This window comes from Caballeronia arvi, assembly GCF_001544695.2.
GTDB lineage: Bacteria > Pseudomonadota > Gammaproteobacteria > Burkholderiales > Burkholderiaceae > Caballeronia > Caballeronia arvi.
Window position 1 is genome coordinate 75,273 of the sequence record NZ_FCOM02000022.1, and the last position, 26,706, is coordinate 101,978.

Annotated in this window: 31 protein-coding genes; 19 read left to right on the top strand and 12 right to left on the bottom strand. The window is 64.2% G+C overall.

The window, feature by feature from the left end; genetic code table 11:
• Positions 1-63 precede the first annotated feature (63 nt).
• The 7 genes from AWB74_RS23090 to AWB74_RS23115 all read left to right on the top strand — a co-directional run bounded on the left by AWB74_RS23090 (position 64) and on the right by AWB74_RS23115 (position 4,587).
• A complete protein-coding gene (locus tag AWB74_RS23090) occupies positions 64-807 on the top strand; it encodes a FadR/GntR family transcriptional regulator (protein WP_061149034.1) in 744 nt (247 codons plus the stop codon).
• Positions 808-865: 58 nt separating this feature from the next.
• Entirely contained in the window at positions 866-1,027 is a 162-nt protein-coding gene (locus tag AWB74_RS46475; RefSeq protein WP_160110308.1) for a hypothetical protein, read from the top strand.
• Between the two features lie 79 nt (positions 1,028-1,106).
• On the top strand, positions 1,107-1,583 hold the full coding sequence (locus tag AWB74_RS23095; RefSeq protein ID WP_061149035.1) for a CreA family protein: 477 nt from the start codon (positions 1,107-1,109) through the stop codon (positions 1,581-1,583).
• Positions 1,584-1,672: 89 nt separating this feature from the next.
• On the top strand, positions 1,673-2,494 hold the full coding sequence (locus AWB74_RS23100; protein ID WP_061149036.1) for a helix-turn-helix transcriptional regulator: 822 nt from the start codon (positions 1,673-1,675) through the stop codon (positions 2,492-2,494).
• Positions 2,495-2,640: 146 nt separating this feature from the next.
• The gene (locus AWB74_RS23105) at positions 2,641-3,330 is read left to right on the top strand and encodes an AzlC family ABC transporter permease (protein WP_235024660.1); all 690 of its coding nucleotides are present in this window, start codon (positions 2,641-2,643) and stop codon (positions 3,328-3,330) included.
• Positions 3,331-3,332: 2 nt separating this feature from the next.
• Positions 3,333-3,656, top strand: coding sequence for an AzlD domain-containing protein (locus AWB74_RS23110; protein ID WP_061149070.1), 324 nt, complete (start codon positions 3,333-3,335; stop codon positions 3,654-3,656).
• A gap of 166 nt (positions 3,657-3,822) precedes the next feature.
• A complete protein-coding gene (locus AWB74_RS23115; RefSeq protein ID WP_061149038.1) occupies positions 3,823-4,587 on the top strand; it encodes a DUF4088 family protein in 765 nt (254 codons plus the stop codon).
• 5 nt (positions 4,588-4,592) lie between these two features.
• On the opposite strand, the gene AWB74_RS23120 is transcribed toward AWB74_RS23115, so the two are convergent.
• From AWB74_RS23120 to AWB74_RS23130, 3 genes are all read right to left on the bottom strand, one after another.
• The gene (locus tag AWB74_RS23120) at positions 4,593-6,779 is read right to left on the bottom strand and encodes an ATP-dependent helicase (protein ID WP_087039156.1); all 2,187 of its coding nucleotides are present in this window, start codon (positions 6,777-6,779) and stop codon (positions 4,593-4,595) included.
• 103 nt (positions 6,780-6,882) lie between these two features.
• On the bottom strand, positions 6,883-7,140 hold the full coding sequence (locus AWB74_RS23125) for a hypothetical protein (protein WP_061149040.1): 258 nt from the start codon (positions 7,138-7,140) through the stop codon (positions 6,883-6,885).
• A 34-nt stretch (positions 7,141-7,174) separates the two neighbouring features.
• Positions 7,175-7,606, bottom strand: coding sequence for a hypothetical protein (locus AWB74_RS23130; RefSeq protein WP_061149041.1), 432 nt, complete (start codon positions 7,604-7,606; stop codon positions 7,175-7,177).
• Positions 7,607-7,908: 302 nt separating this feature from the next.
• On the opposite strand from AWB74_RS23130, the gene AWB74_RS23135 reads away from it, so the two are divergent.
• The 4 genes from AWB74_RS23135 (at position 7,909) to fumC (ending at position 13,248) form a co-directional block, all read left to right on the top strand.
• Positions 7,909-8,130, top strand: coding sequence for an RNA-binding S4 domain-containing protein (locus tag AWB74_RS23135; RefSeq protein ID WP_061149042.1), 222 nt, complete (start codon positions 7,909-7,911; stop codon positions 8,128-8,130).
• Between the two features lie 230 nt (positions 8,131-8,360).
• Entirely contained in the window at positions 8,361-9,809 is a 1,449-nt protein-coding gene (locus AWB74_RS23140) for an MATE family efflux transporter (RefSeq protein ID WP_061149043.1), read from the top strand.
• Between the two features lie 432 nt (positions 9,810-10,241).
• The gene (locus AWB74_RS23145; RefSeq protein ID WP_061149071.1) at positions 10,242-11,816 is read left to right on the top strand and encodes a phospholipase D family protein; all 1,575 of its coding nucleotides are present in this window, start codon (positions 10,242-10,244) and stop codon (positions 11,814-11,816) included.
• 25 nt (positions 11,817-11,841) lie between these two features.
• Complete coding sequence (gene fumC / locus AWB74_RS23150; protein ID WP_061149044.1) at positions 11,842-13,248, top strand: class II fumarate hydratase; 1,407 nt, start codon at positions 11,842-11,844, stop codon at positions 13,246-13,248.
• A gap of 25 nt (positions 13,249-13,273) precedes the next feature.
• On the opposite strand, the gene AWB74_RS23155 is transcribed toward fumC, so the two are convergent.
• From AWB74_RS23155 to AWB74_RS46970, 4 genes are read right to left on the bottom strand one after another with little or no spacing between them, the layout of a single operon-like run.
• Positions 13,274-13,705, bottom strand: a complete 432-nt coding sequence (locus AWB74_RS23155; RefSeq protein WP_061149045.1) for a type II toxin-antitoxin system VapC family toxin — start codon at positions 13,703-13,705, stop codon at positions 13,274-13,276.
• Complete coding sequence (locus AWB74_RS23160) at positions 13,702-13,956, bottom strand: type II toxin-antitoxin system Phd/YefM family antitoxin (RefSeq protein ID WP_061149046.1); 255 nt, start codon at positions 13,954-13,956, stop codon at positions 13,702-13,704. Before AWB74_RS23160 ends, AWB74_RS23155 begins: the two co-directional genes overlap by 4 nt.
• A gap of 57 nt (positions 13,957-14,013) precedes the next feature.
• Positions 14,014-14,535 (bottom strand): acyl-CoA thioesterase, encoded by a 522-nt coding sequence (locus tag AWB74_RS23165; protein ID WP_061149072.1) that lies wholly within the window; start codon positions 14,533-14,535, stop codon positions 14,014-14,016.
• A 51-nt stretch (positions 14,536-14,586) separates the two neighbouring features.
• Positions 14,587-14,733 (bottom strand): hypothetical protein, encoded by a 147-nt coding sequence (locus tag AWB74_RS46970; protein WP_200822017.1) that lies wholly within the window; start codon positions 14,731-14,733, stop codon positions 14,587-14,589.
• A 135-nt stretch (positions 14,734-14,868) separates the two neighbouring features.
• Between AWB74_RS46970 and AWB74_RS23170 the strand changes: the two genes are divergently transcribed.
• The gene (locus tag AWB74_RS23170) at positions 14,869-15,639 is read left to right on the top strand and encodes an ArsR/SmtB family transcription factor (RefSeq protein WP_061149048.1); all 771 of its coding nucleotides are present in this window, start codon (positions 14,869-14,871) and stop codon (positions 15,637-15,639) included.
• A gap of 22 nt (positions 15,640-15,661) precedes the next feature.
• On the opposite strand, the gene AWB74_RS23175 is transcribed toward AWB74_RS23170, so the two are convergent.
• Positions 15,662-16,633 carry a thymidylate synthase gene (locus AWB74_RS23175; RefSeq protein ID WP_061149049.1) on the bottom strand — a complete coding sequence of 324 codons (972 nt, stop codon included), beginning with the start codon at positions 16,631-16,633 and terminating at the stop codon, positions 15,662-15,664.
• 149 nt (positions 16,634-16,782) lie between these two features.
• Positions 16,783-18,162 (bottom strand): sigma-54 dependent transcriptional regulator, encoded by a 1,380-nt coding sequence (locus AWB74_RS23180; RefSeq protein ID WP_061124035.1) that lies wholly within the window; start codon positions 18,160-18,162, stop codon positions 16,783-16,785.
• Between the two features lie 527 nt (positions 18,163-18,689).
• On the opposite strand from AWB74_RS23180, the gene AWB74_RS47370 reads away from it, so the two are divergent.
• Together AWB74_RS47370 and AWB74_RS23190 are read left to right on the top strand one after the other, a co-directional pair.
• A complete protein-coding gene (locus AWB74_RS47370) occupies positions 18,690-19,013 on the top strand; it encodes a hypothetical protein (protein ID WP_235024658.1) in 324 nt (107 codons plus the stop codon).
• Between the two features lie 102 nt (positions 19,014-19,115).
• Entirely contained in the window at positions 19,116-19,607 is a 492-nt protein-coding gene (locus tag AWB74_RS23190) for a dihydrofolate reductase (RefSeq protein ID WP_061149050.1), read from the top strand.
• Positions 19,608-19,669: 62 nt separating this feature from the next.
• Here the strand turns inward: AWB74_RS23190 and pmbA are convergent, their stop codons facing one another.
• A complete protein-coding gene (gene pmbA / locus AWB74_RS23195; RefSeq protein WP_061149051.1) occupies positions 19,670-21,040 on the bottom strand; it encodes a metalloprotease PmbA in 1,371 nt (456 codons plus the stop codon).
• A 214-nt stretch (positions 21,041-21,254) separates the two neighbouring features.
• On the opposite strand from pmbA, the gene yjgA reads away from it, so the two are divergent.
• Both yjgA and mog read left to right on the top strand, forming a co-directional pair.
• Positions 21,255-21,863, top strand: coding sequence for a ribosome biogenesis factor YjgA (yjgA, locus tag AWB74_RS23200; RefSeq protein ID WP_061149074.1), 609 nt, complete (start codon positions 21,255-21,257; stop codon positions 21,861-21,863).
• Positions 21,814-22,455: a molybdopterin adenylyltransferase gene (mog, locus tag AWB74_RS23205; protein WP_200822018.1), complete on the top strand. Its 642-nt coding sequence runs from the start codon at positions 21,814-21,816 to the stop codon at positions 22,453-22,455. The genes yjgA and mog overlap by 50 nt, the downstream gene beginning before the upstream one ends.
• Here the strand turns inward: mog and orn are convergent, their stop codons facing one another.
• Positions 22,456-23,070: an oligoribonuclease gene (orn, locus tag AWB74_RS23210; protein WP_061149053.1), complete on the bottom strand. Its 615-nt coding sequence runs from the start codon at positions 23,068-23,070 to the stop codon at positions 22,456-22,458.
• Between the two features lie 110 nt (positions 23,071-23,180).
• Here orn and AWB74_RS23215 point away from each other — a divergent pair, with 110 nt between their 5' ends.
• Genes AWB74_RS23215 through AWB74_RS23225 form a run of 3 tightly spaced genes read left to right on the top strand, consistent with a single transcriptional unit; the run spans position 23,181 to position 25,692 of the window.
• Entirely contained in the window at positions 23,181-24,449 is a 1,269-nt protein-coding gene (locus tag AWB74_RS23215) for a M48 family metallopeptidase (RefSeq protein WP_061149054.1), read from the top strand.
• Positions 24,446-25,372: a ribosome small subunit-dependent GTPase A gene (gene rsgA, locus AWB74_RS23220; RefSeq protein ID WP_061149055.1), complete on the top strand. Its 927-nt coding sequence runs from the start codon at positions 24,446-24,448 to the stop codon at positions 25,370-25,372. The genes AWB74_RS23215 and rsgA overlap by 4 nt, the downstream gene beginning before the upstream one ends.
• Positions 25,369-25,692 carry a putative signal transducing protein gene (locus AWB74_RS23225; protein WP_061149056.1) on the top strand — a complete coding sequence of 108 codons (324 nt, stop codon included), beginning with the start codon at positions 25,369-25,371 and terminating at the stop codon, positions 25,690-25,692. Before rsgA ends, AWB74_RS23225 begins: the two co-directional genes overlap by 4 nt.
• Here AWB74_RS23225 and AWB74_RS23230 read toward each other — a convergent pair whose 3' ends face one another.
• The gene (locus AWB74_RS23230) at positions 25,693-26,631 is read right to left on the bottom strand and encodes a CobD/CbiB family protein (protein ID WP_061149057.1); all 939 of its coding nucleotides are present in this window, start codon (positions 26,629-26,631) and stop codon (positions 25,693-25,695) included.
• Between the last annotated feature and the right edge of the window lie 75 nt (positions 26,632-26,706).

Below are 26,706 nucleotides of genomic sequence, written 5' to 3' on the forward strand. Positions count from 1 at the left end.
AGATGCCTCATTCGTGTCAAACTCGGGCAATCCCATGCTTTCAACCTGCCTTCGCGTCGAACGATGACTTTCCAGCCTGTCCATGCGCATTCCTACGCCCGCGTGCGCCTCTCCGACGTCGTGTCCGGGCAGATTCGCGAGCTGATTTCGAACGGCACGCTGTTGCCGGGTCAGCGCCTGCCCGCCGAGCGCGATCTGGCCGAGCAGTTGAACGTGTCGCGCCCGTCGCTGCGCGAGGCGCTGATCCGGCTCGAATCGGACGGTTTCATCCGTTCGGCCGGGCGCGGCGGCTTCGTCGTGTCCGATGTGACCGCGCCGCTCGTGTCGCATCCGCTCGCGGCGCTGCTCGAAGAACAGCCGAACGCGAGCGCCGACGTGCTCGAACTGCGGCATGGACTCGAGACGCTATCCACCGCCTATGCCGCCGAGCGCGCGACCGAAGCCGATCTCGAGCGCATCGCCACCGCTTTCGACGCGCTGCAGAGCGCCGTCGCCGAGAAAAGCACGCGCATCGCGGAGAAAGACGCGGCGTTCCATCTCGCGATCGCGGACGCGACGCACAACGTCGCGCTCGCGCACGTGATGCACGGACTCGACGAATTGGTCCGCGAATCGATGCTCACGTCGCATCGGCTCGTCGATTACGACGACGAAGTCGAAGCGAGCCTGATGGCGCAGCATCGCGCGATCTTCGAGGCGATCGTCGCGCGCGATCCGGCGCGGGCGCGCGAGTGCGCCGGCGCGCATCTCGACTACGTGCGAACGCTGTATCGCGACCGGCCGGCGAAGAAAAACCGCGCCGCTTAAATCCGATGACATTACGAATTTGTAAGCCGCGCGAAAGTGATGATAGGACGCGGCCTACATGGATTTCGGACGCGCACGGCTAACGCAAACCAATCCTCCCCGCGATACTGGAATCGTCAACAAACAACACTCGAAGGAGGACACCATGCCTTACCTACTCGGATGGCTGCTCGGCGTACCGGTGATCGTTCTGGTGATTCTGTATCTGATCTTTCATTGACCGGCAACGCGGCAATGCATCAAAAGAGCCAGGGGCGTCGATACAATACGACGCCCTTTCTCTTTTCCGAAGGCTGCCGATGAAACGCTCTGCCCGCGCGCTCGCCGCAACGCTCACCCTGATTTCCGGCGCGGGCCTCGCGCACGCCGAAGAAATCGCCAGCGTCAACACCAACTTCCGCTTCACCGGTTCGGACCGCGTCACGGTCGAGGCTTACGACGATCCGCTTGTCGAAGGCGTGACCTGCTATGTGTCGCGGGCGCGCACGGGCGGCGTGAAAGGCACGCTCGGCATCGCGGAAGACCCGACCGAAGCGTCGATCGCGTGCCGCCAGGTCGGCCCGATCAAGATCGCGCAGCCGCTCAAGCAGAAGACCGACGTGTTCTCGGCGGGCATGTCGTTCATCTTCAAGACGCTGCATGTGGTGCGCATCGTCGATGCGAAGCGCAACACGCTCGTCTATATGACCTACAGCGACCGCGTCGCAACCGGCAGCCCGAAGAACAGCGTGACGGCGGTGCCGGTTCCCGCGGGCACGACCATACCGGTGAAGTGACGCGCAACTGTCCGGTCCGGGGCGAAACAAAGTTGTAAACTGTGCGATTCCGCTGACCCTTCCCCGCTTCCGTTCCCCTTCTTCGCGCCATGACCGCCGCCCGCTTCCGCAATGCCGCACACTACTGGCGCTCGCCGCTCGTGCCGGACGCGGACATGGTCACCGCCGAATACTACGATCACGAGTTCACGCCGCACTGGCACGACGCCTACACCGTGCCAGTGATCGAAGCGGGCGCGGAGTGCTATGACTATCGCGGCGCGCATCACGTCGCCGAAGCCGGCTCCGTGCCGGTGATCAATCCCGGCGAAGTGCACACGGGCGCGCGGGCCGTCGATGCGGGCTGGCGTTATCGCGTGTTCTATCTGCCTGTGCCGTTCGTCGAGGCGCTCGCGCGCGACATGTCGGCGCAAACGACGTCGCCGCCGTGGTTTCCGGTCGACATCATTCGCGATCCCGATCTGGCGCGGCGGCTGGTGATCGCGCATCGGCTGCTGGAAGAAGGCGCCGATCCGCTCGCCGCGGAACTCGCCCTCGTCGATGCGACGACGACGCTGCTCGGCCGCCACGCGCTCGAGCGCCCGGATATCGCGCCGCTCGCTGCGGACGCCCGTCGCGTCGCGACGATGAAATCCCGCCTCGCCGACGATCTGCTCGAACCGCTGACCCTCGCCGAACTCGCGCAAACGGTCGGCCTCTCGACCTTTCACGCCGCTCGCCTCTTCACGCGCGAAACCGGTCTTGCGCCGCACGCGTGGCGCAATCAGTTGCGCATCGTGCGCGCGCTGCCCGCGTTGCGCGCGGGCGCATCCGTCACCGATGTCGCCGCGGCGAGCGGCTTCACCGATCAAAGCCATTTCACGCGCCATTTCAAACGCACGTTCGGCGTGCCGCCCGGCCGCTGGCGCTGAGCGCATCGGCGGGATCGGCGGCAGGAAAGCGCAAGAACGTACAAGCATTCGAAGCGGCGGTTTGCGTATCCTCGCTTCCATAGGAGGACATCTTGAAAGCAACACCTTTGCGCGAATTCGCCGCCGGCGCCCGCGACACCATCCCGATGATGATCGGCGCCGCGCCCTTCGGCGTGATCTTCGGTACGCTCGTCACCGCGAGTCCGCTGACGCTCTGGCACGGCCAGCTGATGTCGCTCGCCGTGTTCGCCGGCTCGGCGCAGTTCATCGCGGTCGGGCTGATCGCATCGCACGCGAGCTTCGCCGTCATCTGGGCGACGACGCTCGTCGTCAATCTGCGTCACGTGCTCTATTCCGCGACGCTCGCGCCCTATGTCGCGCATCTGCCGCGCCGCTGGCGCTGGGCGCTCGCGGGCGTCATGACCGACGAAGTCTTTGCCGTCGCCTACGCGCACTATCAGAAGCGCGCGCCGGGCGAGACCGGACCGCACTATTTCCTCGGCTCGGGCCTCTCGATGTACCTGAACTGGCAACTGTGGACGCTCGTCGGCCTGCTGTTCGGCGCGGCGTTCCCCGGCCTGAAATCGCTCGGCCTCGACTTCGCGATGGTCGCGACGTTCATCGCGATCATCGTGCCGCAACTCGTCGCGGTGCGCTTCGTCGCGGCGGCGGCGGCGTCCGGCGTGCTGTCGTTCGCGTGGCAAGGCTGGCCGTACAAGCTCGGCCTGCTCGCCGCCGTGTTCGTGGGCGTCGCGGTGGGCATGGTGCTCACGCTGATGGAAAACCGGCCGCCGACGAAGCATCGCCTGAAAAACGCCAAGGAGCGCACGCAATGACGATGAATTACGTCTGGTTGATCATCGGGATGGCGCTCGTGACCTACGTGATCCGCGCGGCCGTTTTCGTGCTGGGCGAGCGCCTGCCCTTTCCGCGGGTCGTGCGCAGCGCGCTCTCGTTCGTGCCGGTGACGGTGCTCACCGCCATCATCGTGCCGATGACCGTCTCGCCGCACGGCAACGGCGCCGAACTCACGTGGCGTAATCCGCAACTGGTGGCGGCGCTCGTCGCAGTCATCGTTTGCGTGTTCACGAAACGGCCGCTTTTGACGATTGCGGTGTCGCTCGCGGTGTTTTTCCTGTGGCAGTTCGTCGTGCTGCGCTAAACGTTTTCCGCCGATTCACTGCCGATCGGCTTTCAAAAAGCCTCGAAGAAGTCTCAAGTTCCCGGAAAGCGCGCCGATATCAGAAACGAATGGACTCCGCCTGCAAGAGCGGCGCCGCCAGCATTTCCCGCCCTCGGGGCACCGAAGGGCGGAACCGGGAACCAACATGCGTCAAATCACCCTTTCGCTTCGCGACGAGACGATTGCTTCGCTGGAACGCGACTTCGAAGCGTTTTTGCGTCTGTCGCTGAAGCTCGATCCACAATTCGTCACGCCGTCGTTCGAGGACTTCCTGCGCGCGAAGCTGCTCGACAACAACACGCCGCTCACCGAGCAGGCCGTGCAGCGCATGCTCACGCACGGCCAGTACGCGTGGGCGAAGCGCGCGCTCGACAAGGAGTTTCCCGACGTCGTCGAAATCCTGATTCGTCAGGCGGCCGAGCACGGCTTCGCATTCGCTATCCGCGCCGACTGGACCGCGGAGGATCTCGTGCGAGCGTCGCGCGAATGGGCGATGGCGATCGTCACCGAAGCAAAGGGCGACGTGTCGCAAGTGGACATGCTCGCGTCGCAGATCAAATCGGCGGCGGCGGATATCCGCGAGGTCGAGGAAAAGATGCAGACGCCCGCATGGCGCCTCGCCGATTCGCTGCGCCAGCGCGTGTACGAAACGAAGATTTCGGTGGAGACGAGCATCGGTTCGACGGCGCGCGAAAAGCTCGGCGAATTGCGCTGCCTGCTGCGTCTTGGCATCGTTTATGGCTCGATCCAGAAGCAGGAAGCGCAACAGGTGCTCGAATACCTGCGCTCGCTGCGGCCCGAGCTTTTCGTCGAAGAGCCTCACGACGGCTTCACACGTTTCGCCGCTTGGCTACGCAGCATCTTCGCGCCGGCGCCGCGTGCGCCGAGCACGTCACGCGCGCCGAGATAGGCGTTTCAGTCCCACATGCCTTTCAGGCGCGCCGCGATATCGATTTTCGCCTTCGCGGCCGCCGCGAGCCCCGCAGCCGTCGGCGCGGCAGGCGCAACAACCGGTGGCCACGCCGCCGCCTCGAAGTTCTGCATCAGATGCGGCGGGATGAAGCGCGTGCGCTGCGCCCATACGTGCCGGTCGCCGAGATGCGTCTGGTTGTGCACGTAGAAACGCTGTGGCGTGACGATGTGCAAGTCTTCCTTCGCGCGCGTCATCGCGACGTATAGCAGACGCCGTTCTTCATCGATTTCCTCGTCGCTGCCCGTGCCGAGATCGGACGGAATGCAGCCATCCACACCGTTCAGCACGAACACGTTGCGCCACTCCTGCCCCTTCGCCGAGTGAATGGTCGAGAGAATCAGATAGTCCTCGTCGAGCAACGGCACGCCGGATTCGTCGCTCGTCGCGTCGGGCGGATCGAGCGTGAGCTCGGTGAGGAAACGCTCGCGCGTCGGGTACGTCGACGCGATGCTCTCCATCTGCAATACATCGCCGATGCGGATCGCGGCGTCTTCGTGATTGCGCTCCAGATGCGGCTCGTACCAGCGGCGAATCATCTCGAATTCGGCAGGCCAGCCGGATTCGCGGCCGCAGAGCTTCGCCATCAGGCCGACGAAGCGCGGCCAGTCATCGCTGGCGCGCGCGGGCGCCTGGAACGCAGCGATTGCGCTCGATGCCACCGCGTCGGGCGCGCTCACGCTATCCAGCAAGCGCCCGGCAATCGCCGGGCCGACACCCGGCAAAAGTTGCGCGACGCGAAAGCCCGCGACGCGATCGCGCGGATTCTCCGCCCAGCGCAACACTGCGAGCACGTCCTTCACGTGCACGGAATCGAGAAACTTGAGGCCGCCGAATTTCACGAACGGAATGTTCCGGCGCGTGAGCTCGATTTCGAGCGTCGCGCTGTGATGCGCCGCGCGAAAGAGCACCGCCTGCGCCTTCAGCTTCATGCCCGATTCGCGCGCCTCCAGCACTTTCTCGACGACATAACGCGCCTGATCCGCCTCGTCCGCGACGCAGACGACGCGCGGCTTTTGCGCCGATGCCTTGTCGGTCCACAAGTTCTTCGTGTAGCGCTCGGACGCAAGTCCGATCACCGCGTTCGACGCCTCCAGAATCGGCTGCGTCGAGCGATAGTTGCGCTCGAGCGTGACGGTCGCGGCGGGCGGATCGAAATGGCCGGGGAAATCGAGGATATTGCGCACCGTCGCGCCGCGGAACGAATAGATGGACTGCGCATCGTCGCCGACGACCGTGAGGCCGCGCCCGTCCGGTTTCATCGCGAGAAGGATCGACGCCTGCAGCCGATTCGTGTCCTGATATTCGTCGACGAGCACGTGATCGAAACGGCTCGCGAGATCCGCGGCCACCGACGGCTCCGCCGCGAGATGCGACCAGTAGAGCAGCAGATCATCGTAATCGAGCACGCTTTGCGCCTGTTTCGCGCTGACGTAAGCGGCAAAGAGGCGCTTGAGATCGGCTTCCCATTCGCCGCACCACGGATACGACTGATCGAGCACGGTGGCAAGGGACGCGCCCGTGTTGACGACGCGCGAGTAGATCGCGAAGCACGTCGACTTGGCCGGAAAGCGTTTTTCCTTCGACGACAGACCGAGTTCATGCCGCACGAGATTCATGAGATCGGCGGAATCTTCGCGATCGTTGATCGTGAACGACGGCGCAAGTCCGACGAGATCGGCGTAGTCGCGCAGCAAGCGCGCGCCCACTCCATGAAACGTGCCCGACCACGTCAAACCCTGCGCGATGGCGCTCTTTTTCCCGAGCGCGTTCATCGCGATGCGAGACACGCGCCGGGTCATTTCGAGCGCCGCGCGCCGTGAAAACGTGAGCAGCAGGATGCGATGCGGGTCCGCGCCCTTCACCAGCAGATGCGCGACGCGATGCGCGAGCGTGTTGGTCTTGCCCGAGCCCGCGCCCGCGATCACGAGCAGCGGTCCGCCACGACGGTCGGGTTCATCGACGCCGAATTCGACGGCCTCGCGCTGCGCCGCGTTGAGCTTCGCGAGATAGTCGGCGACCTGCTTTGCCGTGGATTCGGCGGTGGATTGGGAAGCGGCGTCGGCGGTATCGGGAAGCGTGAGCACGGAAGAAAGGCGGCGGGAATCGGGTGACGCACACTGTATATCCATACAACCCGCGCGCGCAAGTCTTTGGGCCGGTTACGCTTTCGGCCCCAAATGCAGCGAGCCCGGTCCGCAGGGAACCGGGCTCGCATCGCTGCTTCGGTGAGCGTTACTGCGCCTTCTTCGCGTTCTTCACTTTCGCGTCGGCGGCGGCTTCGTTGGCTTCGGATTGCGCTTCCGTCTTCTTCTTGTCGGCCTTGGCCTGCGCGACGGCGGAGTCCTTGTCGGCTTCGGCCTGCTTCTTCGCGGCCTTCTGATCGGCCTTCGTCGGGGCGTCGCTCGTCGTCTGCGCGAACGATGCCACGCTCACGCTCGCGAACGTTCCCGCCATCAACGCGGCCAGCAGTGCATGGGTTTTTCGATTCATGATGTTCTCCCTAGTTTTCGATGACGCATCACGGTCAGTGCTGCAGGCCCGCGTCCTTCGGCGTGCCCGGCTCCGTCGCGTTCAGTTCGGCCTTGGCGGCGTCCTTGTCGGCCTTGCGGTTGATCTTGGCGTTCTGCAGTTCTTCCTTGTACTGCGCCTTGGCCTGCTGGTTCTGCGCCTTCAACTCGGCCTTCGATGCCTTCTTCGACGCGCGATATTCCGCGTTCGCCTCGGCGTTCGCGTTGCGACGCTGGACGAGGGGATCGGTCGGCGCCGGCGCGACGACGTTATGCGGCGGCGGCGTCACGGGCGCTTGTCCGGCCATTTGGCCCGGCATCTGTGCCGGCGCAGGCTGCATGGTTTGCGGCTGAACCGGCGCGGGTTGCGTCGTGGTCTGCGCATAAGCGCCGGATGCGGCGAGCGTGGCGATGGCGGAGCCGATCAAAAGGATTCGTGCGCGAGTCATGAGCTAGTCCTCTCTGTAGTTGGCGTCGGCGGCGCTCTGACGAAAATGAAACGAGCGATCCGCGCGACTTTTGTCGATTGGAAAGATGACCGAAGCTGCATCGATCAAACAGTCGGACGGCGTGCGGTCTGGCGAGTTCTCGAAAACCAGTCATTGTTACCGACGGTTTCATCTGGCTACATTTGCCATTCACTGCGCATGGCGACCGTATTACCGGCGTCCGCGATGCGAACAGCACGGCGCATGCCCGGAAGAGCGGCGGCGGTGGTTTATCATGGAGGCCTTTCCCGTTTCACCGTCCCATGCCTGCACTTCAATTCACCCTCACGGGCGACTACATCGAACTTCACAACCTGCTCAAGCTGATGGGTCTCGCGGACAGCGGCGGCTCGGCGAAGGCGCGCGTCGCGATGGGCGACGTCACCGTCGACGGCCAGATCGAGATGCGCAAGACCTGCAAGATCCGCGCGGGCCAGAAAGTGAAGCTCGACGGCCAGACCATTCAGGTACGCGCGCCCAAATAGCTTCGCGACGACTTGCGCGCGCACGCCGCGCGCTTGCCAAAACCCGGCCATAAGCGAACGGGTGATCGACATGCGGCACGCGACGCAATAAGCTAGTCGTCTTTCGTTCTGGTTTCAGCGTCGGTTTCCATCAGCGCGTTTGCGCTCGAGCCTCACGTCCCTTCGCTCTCCAGTCCGCGGCGTTCAGTGCACTGACTGATGCGCCGTCATCGTTTCGAATCCGATCGACCATGCAACCGCACGTCACGCGCGCCGCACGCGCGCATCAAGGACCGCCGAGTCTCTCGCGTCACGCCGTCGATACGGCGCGCCTCGCCGCGCCGCTCGCCATCGCGCAACTTTCGCAGATGGCGATGGGCGTCACCGACACCATCCTGCTCGGCTCGCTCGGCCCGGACGCGCTCGCCGCGGGCGGTCTCGGCGCGAACCTCTTCTTCGTCGTCGTGACGCTCTTGCAGGGCGTGCTGACGTCGGTTTCCGTGTCGGTCGCGCATGCACGCGGCGCGAATGCCGAAGACCGCGTGCCAGGAATCTACTGGACGGGGCTCGTGCTCTCGGTGCTGCTGGCCGTGCCCGCGTTCGTGCTGCTGAGCTATGCCGAACCGATTCTGCTCGCGTTCCACGAGCCCGCGACGCTCGCGAAGAACGTCGGCGAATACTGTGCGGTTTTGCGCTGGGGGACGCCGGGCAGTCTCATCGGCGTCGGGATGATGCGCGCGTTTCTCCCCGCGATCGGCGCGGCCCGCAGGCTCCTGTGGATTTCGATCGGCGGCGTCTTCGTCAACGGCTTTCTCAACTACGGGCTGATCCACGGCGCGTACGGTCTGCCGCGCGAAGGTTTCCTCGGCTCGGCGGCGGCGACCGCGATCACCGTATGGGGCATCGCGATCGCGCTCGTCGCGGTACTGCACCTGCGCCCGCGCTACAAGCATTTCGTCACGCGCGCCCGCCCGCGTCTGCCGCTGATGGGCGAACTGTTCAGCATCGGCTGGCCGGTCGCCATCACCTACGGCGTGGAATCGACGCTCTTTCTCGCCACTGGCATGATGGTCGGCCTGCTCGGCGAAGCGCCGCTCGCCGCGCATCAGATCGCGCTCAATGTCGCGTCGGTCGCGTTCATGGTGCCGCTCGCGATCGGTCAGGCGGCGAACGTGCGCGTCGGCTACTGGGTCGGTGCGGGCGTGCCCGTTGCGGCGCGGCATGCGGGCTTCGTCGCGCTCGCGCTCGGCGTCGGGTTCATGATGTGCTCGGGGCTCGTGCTGATAACCGTGCCACGCGCGATCGTCGGCATGTATCTGCATCTCGACGATCCCGCCAACGCGCATACCGTCGCACTCGCGGCATCGCTGCTGGGCGTCGCGGCAGTGTTCCAGATCGTCGACGGCATGCAGACGGTCGGCTCCGGCTGTCTGCGCGGCCTGAAGGACACGCGCATCCCGATGCTCGCCGCCGCGTTCGGCTACTGGGGCGTCGGCTTTCCGACCGGCTACGTGCTCGCGTTCCACTTCGAACTCGGCGCGAAGGGATTGTGGTGGGGCCTCGCTGCGGGCCTCGCGAGCGTCGCAGCCTTGATGACGCTGCGGTTTCATCGCATCAGCCGGCGGTTCATCGAGACGGGCGTCGCGCCCAGGCCCGACGATGCCGATGCCGCGAGCGCCGCGCCGCATGGCCACGGTTGATAAGCACCCGAGTTACGCACCGATATGCAAAGCAGGAATGCTTGGTTGGTCCGCGCGGGGCGCATTGCTACGATGAAGCCGTCTCCTCCTTGAGACATCTGTGACAGGGGTTGTCAGCCCGCTTTCAGCCAGCGGGCTTTTTTTCGTCCTTTCGCTTTGTTTCCTGCGGCGCGCGCGGCGTCCCGCACGGCCGTTTGCCGATTCCCCTTAAAATATTTTGAGACGCAAGGCGCAAGAACGCTTCTTGCTTTTCACCTTTCGTCCGCCGCACGTGTGAACACGTGCGAGCCGGAACAACTAAAACGAGGAATCGTAGTGTCGGAAAGCCGGGGGATCGGGGAAGTGGCAGCGCGTACTCAAGATGATGTAAATCGGCGTGTGACGTCGACAGGACGGTTTGGCGCCGCCGTGCGCAACGTGGCCATCGTCGTGATGATGACGGCGCTCGCCGCCTGCGCGGAGCGCCCGCCCGCGACGGCGCTCGACCGCCAGGAGAGCCAGGCGCTCTCCACGAGCGAAGCGACGCCCCTCGCGGCCGCGCTCGCGCCGCAGGAACGGCAGCATCCGAACGAGTCCGCCGTGCGCCTCCTGCGCACCGGCACCGATGCGCTTCAGGCCCGCATCGCACTCGCGCGCGCGGCCACGAAGACCCTCGACATGCAGTACTACATCGCCGAGGAAGACAACACCGGCAAGCTGCTGCTCGGCGCCGCGCTCCACGCAGCGGATCGTGGCGTGCGGGTGCGCATGCTCGTCGACGATCTGAACTTCAAGGACATCGACCGCATCATGGCGGCGCTGAACTCGCACGACAAGATCGAAATCCGCGTGTTCAACCCGTACGGCAGCGCACAGCGCAGCTTCTCGGAGCGCACGCAGAACTTCTTCACGAACCTGAGCCACTTCACGCGCCGCATGCACAACAAGGCGATGATCGCGGACAACCAGATCGCGATCGTCGGCGGGCGCAATCTCGGCGACGAATACTTCAGCGCGAGCCCGACGCTGCAGTTCCGCGATCTCGATGTCTTCGCGGCCGGCCCTGTCACGCAGCAGATTTCCGCGAGTTTCGACGACTACTGGAACAGCTCGCTCGCCTACCCGCTGCGTGCGCTGAACAAGCAGAAGTTCGATCCGTCCGAGCTCGACAAGACCCGCGACGATCTGCGTGCGCACTGGCGCCAGCAGGCCGATCCGCTGAACGCGAAGCCGCTCAACGCGACGCCGCTCGCGCAGCAGATTTCGCGCGGCGAGATGGGGCTCGTGTGGGCGCCGACGGAGTTCTGGGTCGATTCGCCGTCGAAGATCGAGCATCCGAGCGACGACTACAAGAGCCCGCCGATGACGCGCCTCGTCGATCTGCTGAAAGACGCGCAGAGCGAATTCCTGATCATCTCGCCCTACTTCGTGCCGCACGATGCGGGCGTGAAGGCGCTCGGCGCGTTGACGAAGCGTCGCGTGCGCGTCGCGGTGCTGACCAACTCGCTCGCCGCCACCGACGCCGTCGCCGTGCAGGCCGGCTACGCGCCGTATCGCGTGCCGATGCTGCAAAACGGCGTCGAGCTGTACGAATTCAAGCCGATTCAGGCGGAAGGCGAAGCCAGTCCGCGCGCGGGCCTGTTCGGTTCGCAATCGCGCGCGAGCCTGCATGCGAAGGCCTATGTGATCGATCGGAGTATCCTCGTGATCGGCTCCATGAATCTCGATCCGCGCTCGGCGAAGCTGAACACCGAGCTCGCGCTCGTGATTCACGACAAGGCCATCGCCAGCGAAGCAGCCCAGCTCTTCGCCGATGGCATCTCGCCGAAGGTGAGCTGGCGGGTGCAACTGGCGAGCGCGGCGGTCACCGACGAGCTGCGGCGCACGGGCACGCCGGAGTCGGGCCTCGTCTGGACCGCCGAGGAGAACGACAGCCTCGTCACCTGGAATTTCGATCCCGAGGCGGGTTTTTATCGCAACCTGATGACGGGCGTTTTCATGCTCCTGCCCGTCGACAAACAGCTCTGATCCAATTTCGAGGGAATCTCAGGCCATGACACAGAACGCGAAGGGCGACGTACGGATGGAGAAGGACACGTTCGGCGAGATCGCCGTGCCGAACGGCAAGCTCTGGGGCGCGCAAACCCAGCGCTCGCTGCAGAACTTCAAGATTTCGACGGAAAAGCAGTCGCCGGAACTGATCACGGCGCTCGCGATCGTCAAGCACGCGGCCGCCGAAGTGAACCAGGGGCTGAAGGTGCTCGACGCGAAGAAGGCCAAGGCGATCATGCAGGCGGCCGAGGAAATCATCGACGGCAAGCATCCCGATGAATTTCCGCTCGCCGTGTGGCAAACCGGCTCGGGCACGCAGACCAACATGAACCTGAACGAGGTGATCGCCAATCGCGCGAGCGAGATCATGGGCGGGCCGCGCGGCGAAGAGCGCCTCGTCCACCCCAACGACGACGTGAACCGCGGACAGTCATCGAACGACGTGTTCCCGACGGCGATGCACGTCGCGGCGGCGGTGGCCATCCACGCGCATCTGATCCCGTCGCTGAAGACGCTGCGCGATACGCTCGACAAGAAAGCGAAGGCCTTCGAAAAGATCGTGAAAATCGGCCGCACGCACCTTCAGGACGCGACGCCGCTCACGCTTGGCCAGGAGTTTTCGGGCTACGTCGCGCAGATCGATCAGGGCATCCGGCATGTCGAGGCGACGCTGCCGCATTTGTATCAGCTGGCGCAAGGCGGCACGGCGGTCGGCACCGGCCTGAACGCGCATCCGGAATTCGCGGCGAAGGTCGCGGCCGCGATCGGCAAGCTCACGAAGCTCCCCTTCGAGACCGCGCCGAACAAGTTCGAGGTGATGGCCGCCGCCGACGCGCTCGTCGCCGCGCACGGCGCGTTGAAGACCGTCGCCGCGGGCTTGATGAAGATCGCCAACGACATCCGCTGGCTGTCGAGCGGGCCACGCTGCGGGCTCGGCGAGTTGTCGATTCCGGAGAACGAGCCGGGCAGTTCCATCATGCCGGGCAAAGTGAACCCGACGCAGTCCGAAGCCGTGACGATGCTGTGCTGCCAGGTCTTCGGCAACGACGTCGCGGTGAACTTCGGCGGCGCGAGCGGCAACTTCGAGCTGAACGTGTTCCGGCCGATGATCGCGCATAACGTGCTGCAGTCCGTGCGCCTGCTTGCGGACGGCGCGCGGAGCTTCAACGACAACTGCGCGGTGGGCATCGAGCCGAACGAGAAGCGCATCGACAGCCTGCTCAACGAATCGCTGATGCTCGTGACGGCGCTCAACCCGCACATCGGCTACGACAAGGCCGCGCAGATCGCGAAGAAAGCGCACAAGGAAGGCACGACGCTGAAGGCCGCCGCGCTCGCACTCGGGCATGTGACCGAGCAGCAGTTCGAGGAGTGGGTCAAGCCGGGCGATATGGTGGGGGAGAAGTAAGTCTGCAGTATCGCCGCGCCCGATTCTAGGCTGGCGAAGCGTCCCACGGATTGATGACGCGAAGGCCGCACGGCGCGTAGTCGGCGACATTTCGCGTCACGACCGTCATGCCGTGCACGATGGCAGTGGCCGCGATATAGGCATCCCGCTCGGGACGGGGGTCGGGTACGTGGAGCCTGGCGCAGCGCATCGCCACGGTCGAATCGAGCGGCAAGGTCCGTTCGGCGAATTCAGGAAGGACACGGGTGCGCATCCAGGTGCGCAGCCGCGCGCCCTGCTCGGCGTCGCGCCGTTCCATGCGGAGAATGCCCAATTCGAGTTCGAACAGGGTCACGGCGGAAACGTAGAAGTCCGTTGCATCCTCGCTCGACAGCCAGGCGATGACATTGGCATCGGCGCGGCCGTCGCCGGCTTTGCGTAGTTCGGAAATGACGTTGGTATCGAGCAAAAACATTATTCGATGTCGGCAGCACGGGGAAGCGCGCGGGAACGCGGAAATTCGACGTCGATCTCAGCGAGACCGGGCATCGACAGCGCATCGACGAGGCTTCGCTTCTTGCCCGCAAGCCGCTGATATTCCTCGATGCTCAACAGCACGTGCGCTGGCCTGCCACGGTCCGTAATGAACACGGGTCCATCCTTGGTCGCTTTTTTGGCGCGAGTTACGTCCTGATTGAGTTCCCTGCTGGATAGGGTCGTGATGCTCATGGCGGCGCCCTCCTTTCACATTCAACGTAGTGATGTTACTACAATGAATGTGGACTTTCAAACCTTCCCCGCCGCCACTTCCTCCGGCTTCAGCTCGACGATCGCATCGAGCGCATCTTTGACGTCCATCGCATATTTGGCGAGCCGCTTTTCCTCATCCGTCTCTGGCACGAACGAAGGCACGGGCGTGGGCTGCCCTTTCTCATCGACGGCGACGAACACCATCAGGCAATCGGTCGTCTGCTGCAACTCGCCGACTTTCGGATCGCCCGCATGCACGGAGATGTGGATATGCATGCTGGTGCGCCCGGTCGACACCACGCGGGCGCGCAATTCCACCAGATTGCCGACGAGAATCGGCCGCCGGAAGCGGATATTGCCGACGCTCACGGTCACTGCATAGCGGCCGGACCACATCGCGGCGCATGCGTAAGCAGTTTCGTCGATCCATTTCATCAGCGCGCCGCCGTGCACCTTGCCGCCGAAGTTCACCGAAGTGGGCTCGGCAAGAAAGCGGAAGGTGGTTTCGGCGCGGCTTTTCGGGACCGCGGGAATGGGAGAGGAAGTGGGCGTGTTCATGGGCGTCATCGTTGGAGGCATGTGACGCCGATTATACGAAGCGAAAATTCGCTAGTCGTGAACGGTGATGCCCCGATCGATCGTGCCGTACATCGTGATGCTGCCGCCACCGCCGCCCGCCGATGACGACGGCCCGCCAGCGCATCCCGCGCACAGCATCAGCGCGGCGAGCACGCTGGCAAGTATGAATCTGGTCATGACGATTTCCCCTGCTGCTTCGGACATGCAAGCGGTCATTCTAGCGCCGGCCTCGCGCATCGACATTTCGGCGCACGGTGAAACATCGGTTGCGATGACGCGCTAGCATGAAGGCATCGACAAAAGGATATCGCCATGAATTCCCTGCTCGACGACACCGACTCGCGCGCACGCCATTTTCCCGGCCTGTCGCGCATCGGCGCGCTGATTGCCGATCCGGGCCGCGCCGCGATGCTCTGGTCGCTGATGGACGGCACCGCGCGCCCGGCCGGCGAACTGACGATGATCGCGGGACTGTCGCCATCGGCGGCGAGCGGCCATCTCGCGCGGCTGACCGAAGGCGGCCTGCTCGCGCTCGAAGTGAGCGGCCGGCACCGCTACTACCGCATCGCGACGCCGGATATCGCCGCCGCCATCGAAGCGCTCGCCAATCTCGCGCGGGCGAGCGCGCCGCAACGCACGCCGGAACGTCCGCCCTCTGCTGTGCCGGTGGAGATGCGCTTCGCGCGCACGTGCTACGACCATCTCGCGGGCGAACTGGCCGTGCAGATCTTCGACGGGATGATCGCGCGCAACTGGCTCGCCGCCGCCGATGATCCCGGCCTAACGAGCGCGCAGACGCACGGCCCCGCCGCGCTCGACGCGACGCCGGAAGGCGCGCAGGCGTTCGCCGAACTCGGCATCGACCTGAAGGCGGAGCGCGCGCGGCGTCGCCGGTTCGCGTGTACGTGCATCGACTGGAGCGAGCGCCGGCCGCATCTGGGCGGCGCGCTCGGCGCGGCGTTTCTGGAAGCGTGCGAGTCGCACGGCTGGATCGAGCCCACCGCGAAGCGCCGCGTGCTGCGCGTGACGCCGGCGGGGCATCGGCATTTCGAAGACTTTCTGTCAGCGCGTCAGGCGCGGTAAAGCGTGTTACGCGCGCCTGCGCCTACACGGCCATCGGCGCGGTCAGCGGCTCGTGGTGCTTGTATCCTTCGAGCGCGAAATCCTTCGGCTCGATCTTCTCCAGCCATTCCGGCTCGTAGCGCTTCGTCACCGCGTAATCCGGCACGCGATCCGAGATGATGAGTTGCGGCGCCGGCAACGGCTCGCGCTTCAGCTGCTCGTGCAGCATGCCGAGCTGATTCTCGTAGATATGCGCGTCGCCGATGAAGTACGTGAACCAGCGCGGCGTGTACCCTGTCAACCTGCCGACGAGATGCAGAAGCGCCGCGCCTTCGGTCAGATTGAAAGGCGTGCCGAGCCCGACATCGTTGCTGCGGATATACAGACACAGCGAGATTTCGCGGGTCGTCGCGTTCGGTATGAACTGATAAAGCAGATGGCACGCGGGCAGCGCGATCTCGTCGAGCTTCGCCGGGTTCCATGCGTGAAACAGAATGCGCCGGTCGGTCGGGCGCTCGATGATGGTGTCGAGACACTGACGCAACTGATCGATCGCCTTGTACAGCAACACCTGCTCGCGCCCGTTTTCAACGAAGCTCGTCACGAGTTGAAAGCCGCGATTGGTGGCGTCGGAAATCTGATCGTTCGCATCGGCGTCGATCAGCTTGTACGCGGGCCACTTGCGCCACTGCACGCCGTAGACGTCGCCGAGGTCGTCCGGCCCCTGCCGGTAGGGATTTTCGAGCCATTGCGGGTTTTCGTTCGCGTTGGCGTCCCAGACCTTGCAGCCGAGCGCGCGAAAATCCGCCGCGCTCTTCGACGCACGCAGAAAGCCCACCAGCTCGCCGATCGCCGATTTGAACGCGAGCTTCTTCGTGGTCACGGCCGGGAAGCCCTGCTGCAGATCGAAGCGCAGCATCGCGCCAGGAATGCTGATCGTGCGGATACCCGTGCGGTTTTCCTGCCAAGTGCCGGTGTCGAGGATCGTCTGGACGAGCTCGAGATACTGTTTCATTCGATGTTCCCTGGGGTGGGCTGCGCGCCCTCGCAAACGGAAGACGTAAACGACAGATTTTAGCAAGCGCGGGGAACGGGCGCTTGGTGCAACGGCACGAAAAAACGGGCGCCTCGAAGCGCCCGTTTCGCGAGATGCCGTGCGATGCATCAGCCGCGCGTGGCGTGCTCCGATGGCGCATCGACTTCGATATGACGCATGCCGTGCGCCGACAGCAGGCGATACAGCGTCACGCGCGAAATGCCCAGCTCGTGCGCCGCGTCGCCGAGACGTCCGCGATGCCGCAGCAACGCCAGTTCGATCGCCTGCCGCTCAGCCGCCTCGCGCGCCTGCGCGAGCGACACCGGCGCCACTTCGACATATTCGCCGAGCTCGAGATCGCGCGCGGTGATCTGACGCCCTTCCGACATCACGATCGCACGACGTACGCGGTTGATGAGCTCGCGCACGTTGCCCGGCCAGCCGTAGTTGTGGATCGCGGCGATCGCATCGGGCGAGAAGCCGCGCAGACGCCGGCTCGCGTCTTTCTTGAAGCGGTCGAGCATGTGCTTCGCCAGCAGTTCGATGTCCTTGCCTCGCGCGCGCAGCGGCGGCTCGTCGATCTGCAGCACGCACAGGCGGTGATACAGGTCCGCGCGGAACCGGCCTTCGATCATCGCGGTCTGCATGTCGACGTGCGTCGCCGAGATGATGCGCACATCGACGGGCGTCGAACCATGTCCGCCGAGTCGCTCCACCTTGCGCTCCTGCAGAAAGCGCAGCAGGCTCGCCTGGCTTTCGAGCGGCAGGTCGCCGATTTCATCGAGGAACAGCGTGCCGCCGTTGGCCGCTTCCACGCGCCCGATCTTGCGCTGATTCGCGCCCGTGAACGCGCCGCGTTCGTAACCGAAGAGCTCGGATTGCAGCAGATGCGCGGGGATCGCGCCGCAGTTGATGGCAACGAACGGCTGATCGCGGCGCGCGGAGCGCTCGTGAATGGCGACCGCCGTCAGTTCCTTGCCGGTGCCGGATTCGCCTGAGATGAAAACGGGTGCGTCGGTCATCGCGACTTTGCGGATCGAGCGGAAGAGCGCGAGCATCGCGTCGCACGAACCGACCATTTCGCCCTCGGCGCGGCCTTCGCTGCGCGCGTCGTTCGACGCGGCGTCGTGCAGCGCAACCATGCCGTACGCATGACCGACGGAATCGACGATGCGGTCGTTCGACGTCGGCAACGTCACGTAGTCGAAGCAATAGTCGCGGATCAGACGCCGCACGGCGGCATCTTCCAGTTGTCCGGCAACAGTGGTCGCGACCCAGCCCACGTTGGTCATCGTCAGCGACGATTCGAACGCCGCCAGTTCATGAGATTCGAAATGACTCGACAGATCCAGCAACCCGCCGGTCGCCAGATCGCTTCGCAATGCCTTGCGCGTGTCGCGCGCACTCGCGACGATCTCGATGTGCCAGCCGCGCTCCTCGAATCGCGCACATAACGTCTCGTCTGGATCGCGAGTCACATAGATAAGTTGCCGCCGAGCGACGTCCATTATTCAGATCCTTTGTTCAACATTCGTTGAAAAGGTCACGTAGTTCAGGCTCGCGCTACATCGCAGACTTCGTTGCCCTCGCACGTTTGCGGAAAACGTCTGGAGAGGGACTTGCCATTCGATACGTCGCCCCCGGGACACGGCGCGATACATCACGCACGCCTTCCACGAAACCCTTTATGTCTGATTGTGTGCTGTTTTTGAGAGACTACTATAACCCAGAAGGCCCGGAAACAAATATCGCGGGAAGCGCCGTATCAGCCACAAAAGCTTGACAGGACGGGCCTGACGTGAATTTCTCACACGATTATTAAAAGCTTTGCGCACAATTTAATAAGACAAAATCTTATACCGGATTCGCGAGAAGTTCATGTTTTTCTGCCTCTGTGTTTCAGGCGTGAAACGTTTTCGCAAGGTTTCACGCGCCGTGCTTTCCACTGATCCTGAGAGACCGTTACCGGGCAACGGATGCAGGGTTGTGGCACATATTTCGCTAAATTTGATCACACCAGGAGGTAAGAAATTCTTTGTATCGAACGAGCGTTCATATTCCACTCGACATTCGATTTCACATATTCGTTCTTACCGGTCGGACGATTACTTTATTTCCGGAGTATTTCATCGCCGGGAATAGTTACTTGGATTATGTGGTCAAGATGGCTCTCGATAGTTCATTAACGCGCGATGACGCTACCGCCGCGCATCAAAAACGCGATGACGCCGACGAAGCGGGCTGCACACCCGGCACGCGTCCGGCGGCCTCGGGGATCAGCGTCAGGTTGTGGGACGAAATAGCCCCTGAGCCTTCTCATGCGCAACCGCCGCTGGAAGACGAATTGCCCGAGGCGTGAACCGCGCGCCGCGTCGGGCGCCGGCCGGAACGGAAGTGTCGGTTAGAATCGTGGCCCCGGCGGCGCGGCCCGCGCGCGCCAGTTTGCCCGACCTCATTTTCCATGACGACGCTGACCCTGATCGTCGCCCGCGCGCGCAATGGCGTGATCGGACGCGACAACCAATTGCCCTGGCGCCTGCCCGAGGACCTCGCCTTCTTCAAGCGCACGACGATGGGCGCGCCCATCATCATGGGCCGCAAGACGCATGAGTCGATCGGCCGACCGTTGCCCGGGCGGCGCAATATCGTCGTGTCCCGCGATGCCTCGCGGCGCTACGACGGCTGCGATGTCGTGACGAGCCTCGACGCCGCGCTCGCGCTGGCGCCCGCCGACGAAGCGTTTCTGATCGGCGGGGCGCAGTTGTACCGCGATGGCTTCGAACGCGCGGACAGGCTGATCGTCACCGAGATCGACGCCGACTTCGACGGTGACACGCGCTTCCCCGCGCCGGACCCGGCGCACTGGCGGGAGGTGTCGCGCGAAACGCACCGCGCCGCCCCGCCGAACGCGTTCGATTTCGCGTTCGTCACTTACGAGCGCATCCACGGCTGAAAAGAGAAAGCCCCGGACGTGTCCGGGGCCTTCGCAATTTCATACGGTCCTCAGGGCGCAGATTACTGACCCGCGACCGTCATCCGCTCGATCAGCACCGAACCGATTTCCTTGGTGCCGCGCACGACCGTATCCGCGCCGATCGCCTCGATATGGCGGAACATTTCCTGCAGCGTGCTCGCCACCGTGATTTCCTCCACCGCGTGCACGATCTTGCCGTTCTCGACCCAGAACCCCGACGCGCCGCGCGAATAATCGCCCGTCACATAGTTGACGCCCTGGCCCATCAGTTCCGTCAGCAGCAAGCCCGTGTCGAGCTTTTTCAGCATGGCTTCGAAATCATCCTCGGGCTTCGTGTGCCGGCTCTTCATCGTGAGATTGTGTGAGCCGCCCGCGTTGCCGGTCGTCTTCATGCCGAGCTTGCGTGCCGAGTACATCGACAGGAAATAGCCCTGCACCACGCCGTCTTCGACCACGCTGCGTCGCTGCGTGCGCACGCCTTCTTCGTCGAACGGCGCGCTGCCCATGCCGCCCTTCACGTGCGGATCCTCGACGATCTGGACGTGCGGCGCGAACACCGGCTTGCCGAGACAGTCGACGAGAAACGAGGTCTTGCGATACAGCGCGCCGCCGCTCACCGCCTGCACGAACGAGCCGAGGATGCCGGCCGCGAGCGGCGCCTCGAACAGCACGCGGCACTTGCGCGTGTCGAGGCTCCTCGCGCCGAGACGCGCGAGCGCGCGTTCGGCCGCGTAACGACCCACCGCTTCCGGCGCGGCAAGACCGGTGGCGTCGCGCTTCGACGTGTACCAGTCGTCGCGCTGCATGTCGCGGCCGGCCGCGGCGATCGGCGCGCAGGAGATGTAATGCCGCGAGTACGGATAGCCCGCCATGAAGCCGCGCGAAGTGGCGAGCACGAACTGCGAATGCTGCGCGGAGACGCTCGCGCCTTCCGAGTTGGTCACGCGCTTGTCGACAGCGAACGCGGCGGCCTCGGCGCGGCGTGCGATCTCCGCGGCTTCTTCCGCGTCGATGTCCCACGGATGATAGAGGTCGAGATCCTGCGGCGCCCTTTCCAGCAGCTCTTCATCGGCGAGGCCCGCGGCGCTGTCCTCGGCCGTGAAGCGCGCGATGTTGTACGCGGCGGCAACTGTGTCGCGCAGCGCGTCGCGCGTGAAATCCGCGGTGCTCGCATTGCCGCGCTTCTTGCCGATGAACACCATCACGCCGACCATCTTGTCGCGATTGTGCTCGATGGTCTCGACATCGCCGCGTCGCACGCTCACCGACAGGCCATCGCCTTCGGAGATTTCGGCGGCGGCATCGGTCGCGCCGAGTTCCTTCGCATAGCGCAGGATGTCGGAGGCGATCTCCTTCAGCTCGTCCTGCGTATGCGGGAAGTAGCGTTGCTTGACGTCCATGTCTGCTGCCATTTTGGGTTGCCTTTGGAAGTCGGGCGGCGTGCGCCCGCGCATGTCGTGGTTGCTTCGGAATTCCCGGCCGATGCGCCCGCGACCGGTCGCGAAACAGCGGAATTGGCGTATCACGCGATCATAGCAAGGACGGCGTGCATTCACCCGCCAAGCTTTGTCGCACGATGTCGGCGGCAGGCTCAGGCACGATGCGACCGCAAGCTACAATGTCGGGATGAACCGTAAAACCCGCATCCAACCGATCGATTCCGGCCGCGACGACGCGCGCGAGCCCGACGAACACGGCTACGACCGTCCGAGCAAGTCCCAGCTCAAGCGCGACATGCATGCGCTGCAGGAGCTGGGCGAAGCGCTCATCGCCTTGCCGAAAGACGCGCTGAAAAAGATGCCGATGCCCGAGCATCTCGACGACGCCGTGCGCGAGGCGCGCCGCATCACCGATCACGAAGGCAAGCGCCGTCAGTTGCAATACGTCGGCAAGCTGATGCGCTCGCTGGCCGAAGGCGAAGTCGCCGCGCTGCGCACCGCGCTCGATACGCATCGCGGCGTGAACAAGAGCGAAACCGCGCGGCTGCACTGGATCGAGCGCACGCGCGAGCAACTGCTCGCCAGCGACGACGCACTCACCGAATTCATCCGCAATCATCCGGGCGTCGATCCGCAGGAAGGCCGCACGCTGATCCGCAACGCGCGCAAGGAGCGGGAGCAGCAGAAGCCGCCGCGCTACTACCGCGAGCTCTTCCAGTGGATCAAGAACGCCGCGGGCGCGGACGATGACGACATCGAAGACGACGAGGACGAGCGCGATGACGACGGGCAATGAGCTGTTGGTCGGACTGGTGTCGATCAGCGATCGGGCATCATCCGGCGTGTACGAGGACAAGGGCTTGCCGTCGCTGCAAGACTGGCTCGGCGCAGCGCTCACGACGCCGTTTCGCGCCGAAACGCGCCTGATCCAGGACGACGCCGCGACCATTTCCGCGACGCTCGTCGAACTGGTCGATACGATCGGCTGCGATCTCGTGCTGACGACCGGTGGCACCGGCCCGTCGCGCCGCGATGTGACGCCCGAAGCGACGCTCGCCGTCGCGACGAAGCCGATGCCCGGCTTCGGCGAGCAGATGCGCCAGATCAGCCTGAATTTCGTGCCGACGGCCATTCTTTCGCGGCAGATCGCGGTGATTCGCGAGACGGCGGATCACGCCGCGCTCATCATCAACCTGCCGGGACAGCCGAAGTCGATCCGTGAGACGCTCGAGGGATTGAAAGACGCTGACGGCAAGACGAAAGTGCCGGGCATCTTCGCGGCGGTGCCGTACTGCATCGATCTGATCGGCGGGCCGTATATCGAAACGCGGCCGGAAGTGGTCGCCGCGTTCCGTCCGAAAAACGCGATCCGCCCGCCGAAAAGCTGATCAGGCAGCGGGTGCCGACGGAATCAGGAAGTGCTCGCGGTAGTACTTGAGCTCGTCGATGGACTCGTGGATATCGGCGAGCGCCGTGTGCATCGCGCGCTTCTGGAAGCCCTTGTAGATCGCCGGCTGCCAGCGGCGGCACAGTTCCTTCAAGGTGCTGACGTCGAGATTGCGGTAATGGAAGAACGTTTCCAGTTCCGGCATCCAGCGCGCCATGAAACGGCGGTCCTGACAGATGGAGTTGCCGCACATCGGCGACTTGCCGGGCGGCACGTATTGCCCGAGAAAATCGCGGATCTGGCGCGTGGCCTCGGCTTCATCGACGGTCGATGCCTTAACGCGCTCGGTCAACCCCGAGCGGCCGTGCGTGTTGCGGTTCCACTCGTCCATGCGGGCAAGCGTTTCGTCCGTCTGATGAATCGCGAGCACCGGGCCTTCCACCATTTTGTCGAGCGTCGAATTCGTCACGACCACCGCGATCTCGATGATGCGGTCGTTGACAGGATCGAGACCGGTCATCTCCATGTCCAGCCACACGAGATTCATGTCGCTGCGCACCGGAACAGTTTCAGCGGATTCGGGCGCGGGTTCGGGCGCTGCGGAGATGTCGGTCATGAGCGAAACCTGAGAAATAGGAAAAGCCGCTGTCGGCGCCTTGCAGGATCGAACGGCGGCGGCACGGCCAAGAACCTATAATTCTCGCATAGTCCCATCGGAATGCCCGGATGACCAACCTTACTCTCGCCTTCTCGACGATCTTCGTCGTCGCCCTGGTCGCAATGGTCTCGACGAAGCTGTGGCTCGCGTCGCGTCAGATCCGCTACGTCGCCGCGCATCGCAACGGCGTGCCGGCGCAATTCTCCGGCACGATTCCGCTCGCCGCTCACCAGCGCGCAGCAGATTACACCGTCGAGCGCACGCGCCTCACGATGATCGAAGTCGTCACAAGTGCGGTCGTGCTCGTCGCACTCACCCTGCTCGGCGGCGTCCAGGCGCTCGACATCGGCATCACGGACTGGCTCGGCCGCGGCTATCTCGGGCAGATCGCGCTGGTGGCGTCGGTCATCGCGATCACGAGCGTGATCGACTTGCCGTTCGACTACATCCGGCACTTCGTGATCGAAGAGAAGTTCGGCTTCAATCGCATGTCGAGGAAGCTCTTTTTCGTCGATCTCGTGAAGGGCGCCGTGCTCGCGGCCGTGATCGGCGCGCCGCTCTTGCTGCTCACGCTCTGGCTGATGGACCGCGCCGGCACGTTCTGGTGGCTCTGGACGTGGATGGTGTGGATCGCGTTCCAGTTGCTCGCGATGATCATCTACCCGACCTTCATCGCCCCGCTCTTCAACAAGTTCGAGCCGCTGAAGGACGAAGCGCTCGTCGCGCGCATCACGAACCTGATGTCGCGCACCGGCTTCGCGGCCAAGGGCCTGTTCGTGATGGACGGCAGCCGCCGATCGGCACACGGCAACGCGTATTTCACCGGCTTCGGTGCGGCGAAGCGCATCGTCTTCTTCGATACCTTGCTCGCACGCCTTTCCGGCAGCGAAATCGAAGCGGTGCTCGCGCACGAGCTCGGCCACTTCAAGCGCCGTCACGTGCTGAAGCTGATGATCGTCATGTTCGGCATCAGCCTCGCGATGCTCGCGCTGCTCGGCTGGCTCGTGCAGACGACGTGGTTCTACGAAGGGCTCGGCGTGCGGCCATCGCTCGTCGGCAGCAATAACGGACTCGCGCTCGTGCTCTTCATGCTCGTGCTGCCCGTTTTCATGTTCTTCATCACGCCGCTCGGCAGCCTGACCTCGCGCAAGAACGAGTTCGAAGCCGATGCCTTCGCCGCCAGCCAGACCGATCCGAAAGATCTCGTGAACGCACTCGTGAAACTCTACGAGGACAACGCGTCGACGCTCACGCCCGATCCGATCTACACCGCGTTCTATTACTCGCATCCGCCCGCTTCGCAGCGCATCGATCGCCTGATGCAGCACGCCGCATGACGCGCGGTTCGAAGCGGTCAGGCGCAGAGGCGCGTCTCGAAGGCACCGTGATCGCGGCGCATGGGCGGCACTATCTCGTCACGCCGGAAGACGGCGCCGCGATGCTCCAGTGCTTCCCGCGCGGCAAGAAGAGCGAGGTCGCCGTCGGCGATCGCGTGATCTACGAGCAGTCGTCGGCGGATCAGGGCGTGATCGTCGAGATTGGCGAGCGGCGCAATCTGCTTTATCGCTCGGATCAGTTCAAGTCGAAGCTCTTTGCCGCGAATCTCGATCAACTGCTGATCGTGCTCGCGACCGAACCGCATTTCAGCGGAGACCTGCTCGGACGCGCGCTGATCGCGGCCGAAGCGCATGGGCTCGAATCGCTGATCGTGCTCAACAAGATCGACGTTGGAGCCGCGCTGCCGCTCGCGCGCGAACGTCTCGCGCCTTACCGCGAGCTCGGCTACACGGTGATCGAGCTGTCGGCGAAGATGGCGCCCGGCGATGTCCACCCGCAACTCGACGCGCGCCTCAAAGAACGTGCGACGATCCTGCTCGGCCAGTCCGGCATGGGTAAATCGACGCTCGTGAATTTGCTCGTCCCCGACGCGGACGCCGCGACGCGCGAGATTTCATCGGCGCTCAACAGCGGCCGCCATACGACCACGTTCACGCGTCTCTACGAGCTGCCGGGCGGCGGCGCGCTCATCGATTCGCCGGGTTTTCAGGAGTTCGGCCTGCATCATCTCTCCGAAGGCCAGCTCGAACGCGCCTTCGCGGACTTCCGGCCGTATCTCGGCCATTGCCGCTTCTATAACTGCCATCATCTGCACGAGCCGGGCTGCGCGGTGCTCGAAGCCGTCGAAGCCGGCAAGATCCGTCCGGAGCGCCACGCGCTCTATGCGCAACTCGTGCACGAAGCCAGCCAGATCGTTCGATGAAGCGGCTCACGCGCGCTCCCAACCTGATCACGGCGCAGCATTGGGTGAACGTGCTGGCGACGGCGGGCGTGCCGTGCGAGTTGCACAATCGCTATCTGAATGGCGCGATGGGCGAGATTCCGGCAGATCAGTGCGCGCCGGAGATATGGATCGTCGATGATCGCGACGAAGCGCTGGCGATGCGCCTGATCGAGCGCGCGAGAAACGGGCCTGACGCGAACGCCCGACCGTGGAAATGCAGGCAATGCGGGGAATGGCTGGAGCCGCAGTTCACCGTCTGCTGGCAGTGTCAGACGGCGCGCGATCCGCTCGACGACTGATCAGGCCAGCCACACGGCGATGGTCAGCATCAAAAGCAGCAACATCCACAGGATCACGGCGCGCCACACGAGGCCGACGGCCGATTGCAGCGTGCGCGGTGTGCAGTCGTCGCCGACAGGCAGCGGGCTTGCATCGCCGACGGCGAGCGCCTCGACCGACAGCGGCTCCGCAAGCGGCCCCGCGAGACGCGCACCCAGCGCGCCGCTGCCCGCCGCGAGCAAAACGCCTTCGTTGGCGTCGGGCCACTGGCGCGCGTGATTGCGCCACGCGTAGATCGCATCCTCGAAATTGCCGACGATCGCAAAGCCGAGCGCGGTCAGGCGCGCGGGCACCCAGTCGATGTAGAAGAACGCGCGCTGCGCGAACGACGAAAATTCGGCGGTGCGCTCCGGATTCGGCTGCGCCCATGCGCGCGCCAGATATTCCGCGATGCGATACAGCACCGCGCCTGCCGGGCCGATCGGAATCAGGAACCAGAAGAACACACCGAACACATGCCGATGCGACGCGACCACCGCGTGAACCAGCGTATGCCGCACGATTTCGGAAACGGGCATGTCGACGGTGTCCATGCCGGTCCATTCGGTCAGCACTTCGCGCGCGCGGGGCACGTCGTCGTTGTTGAGCGCGAGATGAATATCGGTGAAATAGTGGCTGAACTGGCGAAAGCCGAGAGTGAAATACACGATCACCACGTTCCAGAGAAAGGCGAGAACGAAGTTGATCTGGTACAGCACGTAATAGACGAGCCCGACTGCGAGGGTCCACGGCAGCACGACGATCAGCCACGCGACGAGGCCGTGCTTCTCCTTGCCGGCGTCGAACCCGTGCGCGGCGGATTCCGCATGATATTTAAGCAACGCCGAAACCGGATTGTGCGGCGAGAGTGCGCGCACTTGCTCGATGATGAGAGCCAGCAATACGGAGAAAAAAGTCATGCGAAGCGCCGAAACGGTCGGATTAATTCGAGTTTCGCGTAACGATAGCACAGCGCCTGTCGCGTATTGCACGCG